Below are 11,838 nucleotides of genomic sequence, written 5' to 3'. Positions count from 1 at the left end.
ATATGGCAACCCTCAAGGATCTTTCGAAACAGCAGGAGCTTTTCTCCGGCGGGCACAGGCTTTGCGCGGGCTGCGGCATCCCGCCCATTGTGAGGCTGGTGCTCCGCGCGGCAAACGGGCCCGTGGTAACCACCACCGCAACCGGGTGCCTCGAGGTCGGCACCACCATATACCCGTACACGGCCTGGAGGGTGCCCTGGATACACTCTGCTTTCGAGAACGCGGCCGCGACCATAAGCGGGATCGAATCGGCCTACAGGGCGCTCAAGAAAAAGGGCGCGCTCCCCGGAGGCGACAAGGACATAAAGTTCGTGGCCTTCGGCGGCGACGGCGGCACCTATGACATAGGGCTTCAGGCCCTCTCCGGCGCGCTGGAGCGCGGGCACAACTTCCTCTACGTCTGCTACGACAACGGCGCTTACATGAATACGGGCATCCAGAGGTCGAGCGCGACGCCCTTCTATTCCAGCACCACCACTTCGCCAGCCGGCCAGGTCATACCCGGCAAGAAGCAGTGGCGGAAAGACCTTACAAGGATCGTCATAGCGCACGACATCCCGTACGCGGCGCAGGCGAGCCCGCACAACTGGTCGGACCTCTCGAAAAAGGCAGAGAAGGCGCTTAAGACCCAGGGGCCGACCTTCATGAACGTCATGTCCCCCTGCCCGCTCGGCTGGTACACGAAATCGGAAGATTCTATCAAGTTGGCGAAGCTTTCCGTCGATACATGTTACTGGCCCATCTACGAGGTGGAGAACGGGGTCCTGAAGATAAACTACAAGCCCAAGGAAAAAAAGCCGCTCGTAGACTGGCTCAAGCCCCAGGGCAGGTTCAAGCACCTCTTCAAGCCAGAGAACGCTGGGCTTCTTGAAGAGTTCCAGAACCGGGTCGATGCCGAGTGGCAGCGCCTGCTGGACCTCGAAGGCAAGCGCCTGTAAAGCCGCGTAAGGGGGAGGCCCTCCAGGAAGCTTGAGGGCCGTTTCAAGCCGGGCGGTCGCGCCGTTAACGGCCCGCGCTCTCCGGGACGTAGCCCATCTGTACATAAAAAAGGACGAGCCCCTTAGGTCGAACTGTTTGCCGCCCCCCCTATTTCCGGCAGGGAGCGGCGGAAGAAGGCGGAGGGGCTCTTTTTCACCATCCGTCAGGAGAAGGTCGGTAAATGCCTCAGAGCTCATTCGTGATGTACGAGGAGGAGTACAGGGAGATAACCTCCTCGATCGACAAGCTCCTCAAGGAAGCTAACGCGAAGTGCGTGTACCTCGTGGACAAGGACGGCCAGCTCATAGCATCGAGCGGCGAAACGAGGGACATTGACGCCACTTCCCTTGCTTCCCTCACGGCAGGCAACATAGCCGCCACCGGCGGCCTCGCGAAACTCATCGGCGAAAAAGAGTTCTCCATCCTCTTCCATGAAGGCGAGAAGGACAACATCCATATATCACTCATAGAGCAGCGCGTCATCCTGGTCGTCATATTCGACAAAAGGTCGTCCCTGGGGCTTGTGCGGCTCAGGGTGAGGAAGGCTAGCGAGGACCTGGCCCGCTCCATTCAGAAGCTCCTGGCCAGGATGGCCGGCGGGAGCGAGAAAGAGAGCCTCCTCGAGGAGATATCCGACGAGGATATTGAGAAGCTCTTCAATTAGCTTGGCAGGCTGCTCTAAAAATTGATCTTTTCCCCGGACTCTGCGTAGTTACGGGAATAAAAATGCTCACATATTGTCATATATGCTCCGCTTTTTATTCCCGGCCTTCCTTGATTTCAGGGAAGATCTCTGATTTTTGAGGTTCTTTAATCTTTCAGTGCCGTCCTTTTTTCGAGCTTGCGGCAGCCGTCCCGGAAGACCCCGGGGGGTTTCTTGAGACGAAGGAAAAATGTCGTTCATAAATTACTCCTCGAGGGAAATAAACTGCAAGATCGTGTACTACGGGCCGGGCCTCTGCGGCAAGACCACGAACCTGCAGCATATCTACCGGAAGACCAGGCCGGACGCCAAGGGCAAGATGATTACCCTTGCCACCGAGACCGAAAGGACCCTTTTCTTCGACTTCCTGCCGCTCGCCCTGGGCGATATAAAGGGCTTCAAGACCAGGTTCCACCTCTATACCGTCCCGGGCCAGATATTCTATGACGCCTCGAGGAAGCTCATCCTGAAGGGCGTGGACGGCATCGTCTTCGTAGCCGACTCACAGGCCGAGAGGATGGACGCCAATATCGAGAGTTTCGAGAACATGAAGGTGAACCTCGAGGACCAGGGCTATAACCTTTCCCAGGTGCCCTATGTCGTACAGTACAACAAGAGGGACCTCCCGAGCGCGGTCCCGGTCGCGGAGCTTAAGAAGGTCCTTAATCCCGAAGGCGTCCCGGACTTCGAGGCCGTGGCAAGCGACGGCACCGGCGTGTTCGAGACGCTCAAGACGATAGTCAAGCTCGTATTGATAGAGTTGAAGAAAAGCTCATAGATGAAAACCGCAGTTTTCCCTGACCTCTGCGTCAGGCGCAAATAAAAGTGCTCCATGTTTTCATATACGCTCCGCGTTTTATTTCCGCCCTTCCCTGACTTCAGAAAAAAACAGCTGATTTCAGAGCTAATCAAAATAATGCCAAAGGAGGCTTGCCGTGGGCTTGAGAGACGATATCAACAGGGACATGGTCGCCGCGATGAAGTCCGGGGACAAGGACAGGCTCTCCACCTTGAGGATGCTCCTTAGCGCCATCAAGTATAAGGAAGTGGACGCAAAGCACCAGCTGAACGACGAGGAGGTCGTCTCCGTACTCTCGACACTCATAAAGCAGAGGCAGGACTCGATCGACCAGTTCAGGAAAGGCGGAAGGGAGGACCTCGTTCTGAAGGAGTCGAAGGAGGTCGAGGTCCTCAAGGGCTATCTCCCGCCCCAGCTCTCGGCCGACGAGGTGAGGGACATAATAAAGAAGGCCGCCCAGGAGACCGGCGCAGCCGGGCCCAGGGACATGGGCAAACTCATGAAGGCCGTAATGCCGCTTGTAAAGGGCAAGGCAGACGGCAAGCTCGTGAACGATATAGTGAAAGAGGTGCTGGGGGGCTAGCTCCCGCGCTCTAGGGCATTTTCAGGGGCTCAAGCCTGCAGCTTGGGCCCTTTATCATTTCAGGAATCATCAGGGCTTGAGTTTTCCTTTAGTGCAGTATTCAGGTGAGCGGAGCCACTGAAAATCCGGTATGCACGCTTTGCTGAAAAGGCCATTTATCGCGCTGCCGCGCTTTTTTTGGGCATAAGGCCCCGCGCCCTTTCCGCCTCCTTCCTCCGGGCTCGGCCCTTATGTCGCTCGGCCTTCGGCCTCGCTCCTAACAGCCCCGCCTCGCCCGCCCCTCCCCCATCCCTATGTTCGCTCCGCCTTATGCCCCGGGGTTTGTTTTGAAAGACGAAACATAAACGCAATCCCGCCACTCGCGCAGATTTTTTTGTCTTTCACAAACCCCTGAGGGTAAGGCGAGCGCTGCATAAGGGGAGGCTGAGCGTAAACGGGCCGGGGAAGTCAGGAGCAAAGCGACTTTAAGGGCCCGTTCACGGGGTGGGGGAGGTAGACAGCAAGCGAGCTTTACCCTCGAAACCCCACGGCGGTGCGGAAAGGGCCTTTAGCTTATGCCCAAAAAGAGCGCGGCAGCGCGTTAAGAGCCTTTGCAAGGCATTGCCACAAGCGCAAAAATATAGAACTTACGATATAATCGGGCTATAATGTTCCCCCACACTTGGGGAAGGGGTTTTTCCAGGGACATGAAGATAAAAGACATATACGAGAAGGCGATAAAGAGGGGGATGGAGCTCGACCCAAGGGGCGCCGAGGAGGTCAGGGCCGAGCTTGAGCGCGCGAAAAAGGAATATGACGAGCTCAAGGAAAAGGACCGCAGATGGTTCGACGTCGAGCGCCTGAAGAACCCCTATTCCGACTCGCGCATACTCTACGGCGACCCGGAACGTGAGGTCAAACGGGTCCTTGTCGGGATAGACATAGAGGTAGGCGAGATAGTGCTCGCGGACAGGCTCAGGGAAAGGGGCGAGCGGATAGACCTCATAATCGCCCACCACCCCGAGGGCATGGCAATGGCCAAGCTCTACGAGGTCATGGACATGCAGTCGGGAATACTCCTGAAGTACGGCGTGCCCATTAACGTCGCAGAGGACATAATGGACGAGCGCATAAGGGAGGTCGAGAGGAGGCTCATGCCCACGAACCATACGAGGGCGGTAGACGCCGCGCGCCTCCTCGATATCCCGCTCATGTGCGTGCACACGCCCTCTGACAACGCGGTGACCGAATACCTCCAGAGGCTCTTTGACGAATCGAAGCCGCGCCAGGTCTCGGACGTCATAAAGTCCCTGAAGGAGATACCCGAGTACATGACCAGCATGGGCGAGGTGTTCATGCACCCCAAGGCCGTCGTGGGCTCGGAGAAAAAGAGCGCGGGCAAGGTCTTCGTCGACATGACCGGCGGGACCGGAGGGTCAAAGCACGCGTACGAGAGGCTCTCGCACTCCGGCATCGGCACGGTCGTCGGCATGCACATAAGCGAGGACCACAGGAAAGAAGCCGGGAAGCACCATGTGAACGTGGTCATCGCAGGACACATACCGAGCGACAGCCTCGGGATGAACCTCCTCCTCGACAATGTCCTTGACGGAGTCGAGGTGGTGGAGGCCTCTGGCTTCAGGAGGGTCGCCAGGACCTGAGCGCAGTAACGGAGAGCGCCGAGAGCGCGCGCAACCAGAACGCCCCAGCACGTATTCGCGGCCCCCGGACGCAGCTCCTCACTCGATACGCGCTCTCACGGCTGGTCTCAAATGGCAGGCCGCATGCCATCATCCCGGGCCGTGCGCGAAGCCCGTACCCTTAAGCAGCAGATTGCCGTGGACGAAACTACCCTTTTAACACTCGAATATCCATCCGTGCTGGCCGAGCTTGCGGCCTTCTCAATGACCCCAGTGGGCAGGGAGAAGGTCCTCGGGCTCAGGCCCGGCAGAGACATCCATTCCATTGAAGAGGCCTATGCCGGGTACAGGGAGGTCTCGGAATTCGTAAAGACTTCCGGGACGCTGCCCCTTGGCGGGGTCGGAGACATAAGGGGCATTATCTCAAGGACCGACCCCGAGGGCGCGTATCTTCTCCCTCCGGACCTCCTTTCAGTGCTCTCGAACATTACTTCCGCTCAACTCGTAAAATCCTTCTTCGCGTCCAGGGATGCCGAGCGCCAATACCCCAAGACCACGGCAAGGGCCGGCCGCATCTCCTGGCAAAACGAGTTGAGGGACGCCCTCACCCGCATACTCGATGAGAAGGGCGAGATAAAGGACACCGCGTCATCGGCGCTTTACAACATAAGGCGCGAGATACGGGGCAACAAGGAACGGGCCAGGAGGATACTCGACTCCATCACGACCGACAAGAGCACGCGGGAGTACCTCCAGGAGGACATCATCACCATAAGGGACGACAGGTACGTGCTGGCCGTGAAGGCGGGCATGCATACCACCTTCAAGGGCGTCGTCCACGGAAGGTCGGGGAGCGGCTCCACATTCTTCATCGAGCCCATAGAGCTCGTGGAGCTCAATAACAGGGTCGCAATTTTGAAGAGGGAGGAGAAGGCCGAGGAAATAGAGATATTGAAGGAGGCTACCCGGCAGGTGGCCGCAGAGCGCGGCGCGCTCTTAAGCGACCTTGAAGAGCTGTCGGGGCTCGACCTTTTCCAGGCCAAGGCCCTGTTCGGCAGGGAAACCGGCGGGATCGTGCCGGTTATCCGTGAAAAGGGCGACGTTAAGCTCCTCTCTGCCCGGCATCCGATACTTGTCTTCAAGGAAAAAAGGGGCTCGTCCCCGGCAATCCCGATCGACATCAGGATACCGGAGGACAGGACCGTGCTCGTCATATCGGGCGCGAACACTGGCGGGAAGACCGTTGCCCTCAAGGCCCTCGGGCTTCTTACGCTGATGGGCCTTTCGGCCATTCCCATACCCGCAGAGGAAGGGAGCGAGGTAATTGCATTCAAAGAGATACTTTCGGACATAGGCGACAGGCAGGATATCGTCGCGTCCCTCTCGACCTTTTCTGCGCATGTCAAGAGGATGAAGGAGTTCCTGGAGAGGGCCTCTGCCGGGACGCTCGTCCTCATAGACGAGGCCGGTGCCGGGACCGACCCCTCCGAGGGCGGCGCCTTCGCGCTCGCTGCGATCGAGACATTACGGGAGAGGGGCGCGAGGACTGTCGTCACCACGCACCTGAACCTCCTCAAGGCCTATGCGCAGGCGAACGGCGCATACCTGAACGCGTCGGTGGAGTTCGACGAGAATACGCTCAAGCCCCTTTACAGGCTCCTGTACGGGGTGCCCGGGCCGAGCCTCGGCCTCTCCATTGCCCGGAGCCTCGGCATACCGCAGGAGATAATAGAAAGGGCCGGAGGCTACATAAAGGAGAGGGAAGGGGCCTTCATCGAATCCATAAGGGCCCTTGAAAGGGAAAAGGAAGAGATTCGTGGCATAAAGGAGAGGCTTTCCGCGCTCGAAGCAGGCAGGAGCGAGGCCCTTTCGAAGCTCAAAAAGAACAGGGAAGCCATAATCGAGAAGGCGAAAAAGAACATAGAGTCGGTCGTAAGGAAGGCAGACGAGGACATACGGGAAGCGATAGCGAGGTTCCGCGAAGAGCGCGGCAGGGACTCCCGGAAGGCCCTCTCCGAGGTGGCCAAGGCAAAGGAGAGGGCAAGGTCGAAATTCGAGCGGAAAGCCGAGGACTATCTCCCCTCGGTAGGAGACAAGGTGACGATAGAGGGCTCGAGCTCGAAAGGCGTTATCGTGGCCGTGGACGCCGGCGGCAAAAGGGCCGAGGTCTTGGTCGGGAACTTGAAGGTGTGGGCCCCGTGGGACAAGCTGCGGAAGAGGGGCGGCGAGGCCGGGAGGCCCTCTAAAGGAATAAGCGTTAGCGCCGATATGGACTTAGCCTCTAAGCTCAACATTATAGGGCTCCGCGTGGACGAGGCCATGCCGAAGGTAGAGAGGTTTATCGACAGCGCTCACGCGAACGGCCTCGGAAGCGTCGAGATCGTCCACGGGATGGGGACCGGGAGGCTCGGGAAGGCTGTCGAGGAATACCTCAAGGGCAACCCTCTTGTCGGCAGCTTCCACCACGGGACCCCCGTAAACGGCGGCGTGACCGTCGTGGAGCTCAAGTAGGCGCGCGGATGGCCATCCCCAAGGACAAGATAGAAGAGGTAAGGGAGCGGGCGAGCATAGTCCAGGTCGTCTCGGAATACGTGCCCCTTGCGAAAAGGGGCGCGAACCACCTCGGCCTCTGCCCGTTCCACTCGGAGAAGACCCCGTCGTTCACGGTGAGCGAAGAAAAGAAGATATTCTACTGCTTCGGCTGCAACGCGACCGGGAACGTAATAACCTTCCTCATGAAAAAGGAAGGGCTCGCCTTTCCCGACGCGGTCCGCTCGCTTGCCGCAAGGTACGGGATAACAATAAGCGAAGCCGCAAGGGCAGGCGCGCCCGATAAAAGGGAGGCGGTCTACAGCGCCCTCAAGGCCGCGTCCGAATACTTCATGGCGGAGCTACGGACCGCGGAAGGGGCCCGGGCAAGGGAGTATCTTAAAAGCAGGGGCTTGACCGGCGAGCTTGCGAAGGCGTTCATGCTGGGGTTCGCCCCGGACAGATGGGACGGCCTTACGGGCCACTTGAAGAGAAAGGGTATCGATGCCGATGCCGCCATGAGCGCCGGATTGATAGTGAAGAGGGACAAGTCCTCCGGCCATTACGACAGGTTCAGGGGAAGGGTCGTATTCCCCATAACCGACACGAGGGGCAGGGTAATAGGCTTCGGCGGCAGGGCAATGGACGACAAGGTCCAGCCCAAGTACCTCAATTCGCCGGAATCGCCTGTTTTCAGGAAGGGAGAGACGCTCTTCGGCCTTTCACAGGCCAGGGAGGCGATACAGAAAGAGGGCTCGGTCATCGTGGTCGAGGGCTATTTCGACCTGGTGGCCCTCGTAAAGCACGGTTTCCTTAACGGCGTGGCCACTATGGGCACGGCCTTGACCGCCGAGCATGTAAGGCTCCTGAAGGGCTATACCGCATCCATATACTGCCTCTTTGACGCGGACGAAGCCGGGAGGAAGGCGGCCATAAGGGGGCTTGATCTCTTCCTTAACGAGGACGTGGCCTGCAGGGCCGTCCTCCTCGACAAGGGCAAGGACCCGGACGAGTTCTTGAAGCTCGCCGGGCCCGGGGCGCTCAGGGAGGCCATAAAAGAGGCCCCGACCCTCATGGAGTTCTATCTCCGGAACCTGCGGGATAAGATAGACACCACTGCCCCTGAGGGGAAGAAAAGATATTTCCGGGAATCGCTCGCGTACCTTTCCCGCATAAATGACGTAGCCGAGCTCGGCCACTACGCATCGATCGTCGCATCGACCCTTGGCATAGGGGTCGATGCGGTATACGGGTCTCTAAAGGGCCAGCCCGAGGGGAGCGGAGCCGCAAGGATGAAGGGCGTTCCGGCCTCCGCGACGCCAAGGCCAGAGCTTATTATACTCAGGGTGCTCTTGAAGCACCCGGCCTTTTACAGCCCTGAGGTGGACCAGGCCATAGGGCGGTTTACCGACCCCGGGCTAAAGGAGGCTGGCCATATAATATCGGGCCTCTGCCGGGAAGGGAAGGCCCTATCGGGCGGCGGGCTCCTCGACGACGTCGGGGATGAAGCCGTAAAGGCCCGGCTCGCGGAACTCCTTTTACGCGAGGACGACGGGTTCGTTGAAGAGCCCGAGAAGATGCTCAAGGACAGCCTGAAAGCGGTGCTTAACAGGGGGGGCGTCAAGCCCTCGACCATGGAGTTCGCGGAATGGAGCATAAGGCTCCTCGAAGAGACGGGAAAAGCGGAACTTGCGCGGGATATGAAGAAGAAGCTTGAGATCGGACCCCATGGGAAAAGAAGTAGATAAGGAAAAGGACGGAAGCGGGCCGAAGAGCCATTTCGCCGGGCCGGGCCTTAAGGGGCCGGGCTCCGTTGATGAAGACGGCCCGGAAAACACCATAGGCTTCGATGGCGAGGAGGAAGACGACCGCCTCCGGGACGGCGCGGAGGAAGAGGCGCTTAAGCCCTCCGAAGGCACGGTTGAGGGAAGCCCTGCCGCAGCCGACCCGGTAAGGACATACCTCAAGGAGATGGGCTCGGTATTCCTCCTCACGAAGGAGGAGGAGATAGGGCTCGCAAAGTCCATCGAGGAGGGCAGGAACGAGATAACAAGGGAGATACTCAAGACGAGGCTCCTTTCAGATGAGCTTGCCAGGCTCAAGAAAAGGCTTGCAGAGGAGCAGGGGGAAGAAGAGCAGGCCGAGCGTGAAGGCGAGGAGGGGTTCCTCTCGGAGGATGAGGAGGAGAGGCAGGAGCTCCTCAGGGATATAGAGGAGTCGGAAGCCGCCATTGCCAGGCTTTCGGGCCAGAAGGGCGGTCACAGGGCCGGGGCAAAGCTCGTATCCGCACTTCTTTTCATAGACGAGAAAACCGACGTATTCGACAAGGTGCTTGAAGGGCTCAAGGGGGCTGAGGCCGAGACCAGGCCGCTTCTGGACGCCATTGCCGCTTCTGAGGACCCGAAGGCAGGGGCCGCGGGAAAGAGGGCCGGGGAAGAAGAGGCGAGGGCGTCTTTAAGGGCTATAGAGGCGCAGACGGGCCTTTCCTCGGGAGAGCTCCCGCTCCTTATAGCGCGCATAGAAGACCGCCTCTCGATGATGGAGTCCGCAAAGGACAAGCTCGTGAAGGCGAACTTGAGGCTTGTCGTGAGCATCGCCCGGAGATACATGAACAGGGGCCTCCAGTTCCTCGACCTCATACAGGAGGGCAATATAGGCCTAATGAGGGCGGTCGAGAAGTTCGAGTACAGGCGGGGCTACAAGTTCTCCACGTACGCCACCTGGTGGATAAGGCAGGCCATATCGAGGTCCATAGCGGACCAGGCCCGCACCATAAGGATACCCGTGCACATGGTCGAGAGCCTTAATAAGCTCGTCCGCATGTCTCACCACCTCCTTCAGGAGAACGGGACGGAACCGACGCCCGAGGAGCTCGGAGAGGCCTTGAAGCTCCCGCTCGAAAAGGTCCGGAAGATAATGAGGATAGCCAAGGAGCCGGTCTCCCTTGAAATGCCGGTCGGGGAGGAAGGGGACAGCTACCTTGGGGATTTCATAGAGGACAAGGAAGCTCTCGTGCCGCATGACGAGGCTATAACGAGCGACCTTACCGGCCACATGAACGAGGTGCTCGCGACTCTTTCTCCTAGGGAAGAAAAGGTGCTGCGGATGAGGTTCGGGATAGGCGAGGTCAAGGACCACACCCTCGAGGAGGTCGGGGCCTTCTTTAACGTCACCCGCGAAAGGATACGCCAGATAGAGGCCAAGGCCTTGAGGAAGCTAAGGCACCCGAAAAGGTGCAGGAAGTTGAAGACATTCTCAAGCAAGTAGCCTCCGGAACCGCCCCTCATACAATCACCCGCTTGCCTAAGAGAGCGGTTGACTTGACCGCTCCTTTTCCTTATCATTAAAGGGCAAATACTAAAAATTGATCTTTTCCCCGGACTCTGCGTCGGGCCATGAATAAAAATGCTCGCATATTCTCATATATCTTCCGCTTTTTATTCCCGGTCCCTCCTTGATTGCGTGAAAAATCTCTAATTTTTTAGTGTTTGCCAACAAGCTTTAGTAAAGTTTTTGAGGCCTCCCGCAAGGGGGGTTTTGAATTTCGGAGTTTTAAAAACAAACAGAGAGGCATCCCGTGAAGAAGAAAAAATATAACGTGGCCATAGCAGGGGCGACCGGAGTCGTGGGCAAGGAGTTCCTTAAGATCCTCGAGGAACGGGCGTTTCCGGTTGGAGAGCTCAAGCTCCTCGCGTCCGAGCGGAGCGCGGGCGCAAGGGTCGAGTTCAAGGGGGTCGAGGAGCTCGTTACCGAGCTCGATAAGGAAAGCTTCGAAGGCGTTGACATCGGGCTCTTCTCGCCCGGCGCGAGCGTAAGCGCGAAGTACGCGCCGAAGGCGGCCAAGGCTGGCTGCATAGTCATAGACAATACCAGCCAGTTCAGGATGGACCCCGATGTGCCGCTCGTTGTCCCGGAGGTGAACCCCGGGGACATCGGCCTCTACACGAAAAAGAATATCATAGCAAACCCCAACTGCTCGACCATACAGATGGTCGTCGCGCTTAAGCCCATACACGACAAGTACCGGATAAAGAGGATAGTCGTCTCGACCTACCAGTCTGTCTCCGGCGCTGGCAAGGAGGCGATGGAGGAGCTTTCGACGCAGGTAAAAGAGCTCTTCAACATGAGGGAGCCGAGCGTAAACGTCTTCCCTCACAGGATAGCCTTCAACTGCCTTCCGCAGATAGACTCCTTCCTTGATAACGGCTACACCAAGGAAGAGATGAAAATGGTTAACGAGACCAGAAAGATATTCGGCGACGATTCGGTAAAGGTCACGGCCACTGCCGTAAGGGTCCCGGTTTTCGTGGGCCACTCCGAGTCCGTGAACGTCGAGACCGAAAAGCCCATTGACCCGAAGGACGTGAAAAAGCTCCTCTCAAAGGCCCCGGGAATCACCGTCATAGACGAGCCGGGAGAGGGGGCCTATCCCATGCCCGCGGATATCGTGGGCGCTGACGACGTCTGCGTGGGGAGGATCCGGAGGGACGACACCGTCCCCAACGGCCTCAACATGTGGATAGTCGCGGACAACCTCCGGAAGGGCGCGGCCCTGAACGCCGTCCAGATAGCCGAAGTCCTCATAAAGGACTATATCTGACCGGCGCGCCTCCGTCGGACGGCCCAG

Annotated in this window: 9 protein-coding genes; all 9 read left to right on the top strand. The window is 58.5% G+C overall.

Features of this window, described 5'->3' with window-relative positions; genetic code table 11:
• The first annotated feature begins 2 nt into the window (after positions 1-2).
• The 9 genes from QY316_12365 to QY316_12325 all read left to right on the top strand — a co-directional run bounded on the left by QY316_12365 (position 3) and on the right by QY316_12325 (position 11,811).
• On the top strand, positions 3-938 hold the full coding sequence (locus QY316_12365; protein ID WKZ32689.1) for a thiamine pyrophosphate-dependent enzyme: 936 nt from the start codon (positions 3-5) through the stop codon (positions 936-938).
• 221 nt (positions 939-1,159) lie between these two features.
• Positions 1,160-1,642: a roadblock/LC7 domain-containing protein gene (locus QY316_12360; protein ID WKZ32688.1), complete on the top strand. Its 483-nt coding sequence runs from the start codon at positions 1,160-1,162 to the stop codon at positions 1,640-1,642.
• Between the two features lie 229 nt (positions 1,643-1,871).
• Positions 1,872-2,459 (top strand): GTPase domain-containing protein, encoded by a 588-nt coding sequence (locus tag QY316_12355; GenBank protein ID WKZ32687.1) that lies wholly within the window; start codon positions 1,872-1,874, stop codon positions 2,457-2,459.
• Positions 2,460-2,616: 157 nt separating this feature from the next.
• Positions 2,617-3,063 (top strand): GatB/YqeY domain-containing protein, encoded by a 447-nt coding sequence (locus QY316_12350; GenBank protein ID WKZ32686.1) that lies wholly within the window; start codon positions 2,617-2,619, stop codon positions 3,061-3,063.
• A 686-nt stretch (positions 3,064-3,749) separates the two neighbouring features.
• Positions 3,750-4,703: an NGG1p interacting factor NIF3 gene (locus QY316_12345; protein WKZ32685.1), complete on the top strand. Its 954-nt coding sequence runs from the start codon at positions 3,750-3,752 to the stop codon at positions 4,701-4,703.
• Between the two features lie 123 nt (positions 4,704-4,826).
• A complete protein-coding gene (locus QY316_12340) occupies positions 4,827-7,193 on the top strand; it encodes an endonuclease MutS2 (protein ID WKZ32684.1) in 2,367 nt (788 codons plus the stop codon).
• A gap of 8 nt (positions 7,194-7,201) precedes the next feature.
• On the top strand, positions 7,202-8,959 hold the full coding sequence (gene dnaG, locus QY316_12335) for a DNA primase (GenBank protein ID WKZ32683.1): 1,758 nt from the start codon (positions 7,202-7,204) through the stop codon (positions 8,957-8,959).
• Positions 8,940-10,478: an RNA polymerase sigma factor RpoD gene (gene rpoD, locus QY316_12330; protein ID WKZ32682.1), complete on the top strand. Its 1,539-nt coding sequence runs from the start codon at positions 8,940-8,942 to the stop codon at positions 10,476-10,478. The genes dnaG and rpoD overlap by 20 nt, the downstream gene beginning before the upstream one ends.
• Positions 10,479-10,788: 310 nt before the next feature.
• A complete protein-coding gene (locus tag QY316_12325; GenBank protein WKZ32681.1) occupies positions 10,789-11,811 on the top strand; it encodes an aspartate-semialdehyde dehydrogenase in 1,023 nt (340 codons plus the stop codon).
• Positions 11,812-11,838: the final 27 nt, after the last annotated feature.

The organism is Thermodesulfobacteriota bacterium (genome assembly GCA_030583865.1).
In the GTDB taxonomy this organism is placed as follows: domain Bacteria; phylum Desulfobacterota; class GWC2-55-46; order GWC2-55-46; family GWC2-55-46; genus UBA5799.
This window is presented reverse-complemented; position numbering and strand designations above follow the sequence as displayed.

What these genes read in the sequence shown, in the direction of transcription:
- QY316_12365 (WKZ32689.1), top strand. Translation starts at nt 3, where the DNA reads ATGGCAACCCTCAAGGATCTTTCGAAACAGCAGGAGCTTTTCTCCGGC.
- dnaG (WKZ32683.1), top strand. Translation starts at nt 7,202, where the DNA reads ATGGCCATCCCCAAGGACAAGATAGAAGAGGTAAGGGAGCGGGCGAGC.
- rpoD (WKZ32682.1), top strand. Translation starts at nt 8,940, where the DNA reads ATGGGAAAAGAAGTAGATAAGGAAAAGGACGGAAGCGGGCCGAAGAGC.
- QY316_12360 (WKZ32688.1), top strand. Translation starts at nt 1,160, where the DNA reads ATGCCTCAGAGCTCATTCGTGATGTACGAGGAGGAGTACAGGGAGATA.
- QY316_12345 (WKZ32685.1), top strand. Translation starts at nt 3,750, where the DNA reads ATGAAGATAAAAGACATATACGAGAAGGCGATAAAGAGGGGGATGGAG.
- QY316_12340 (WKZ32684.1), top strand. Translation starts at nt 4,827, where the DNA reads ATGCCATCATCCCGGGCCGTGCGCGAAGCCCGTACCCTTAAGCAGCAG.
- QY316_12355 (WKZ32687.1), top strand. Translation starts at nt 1,872, where the DNA reads ATGTCGTTCATAAATTACTCCTCGAGGGAAATAAACTGCAAGATCGTG.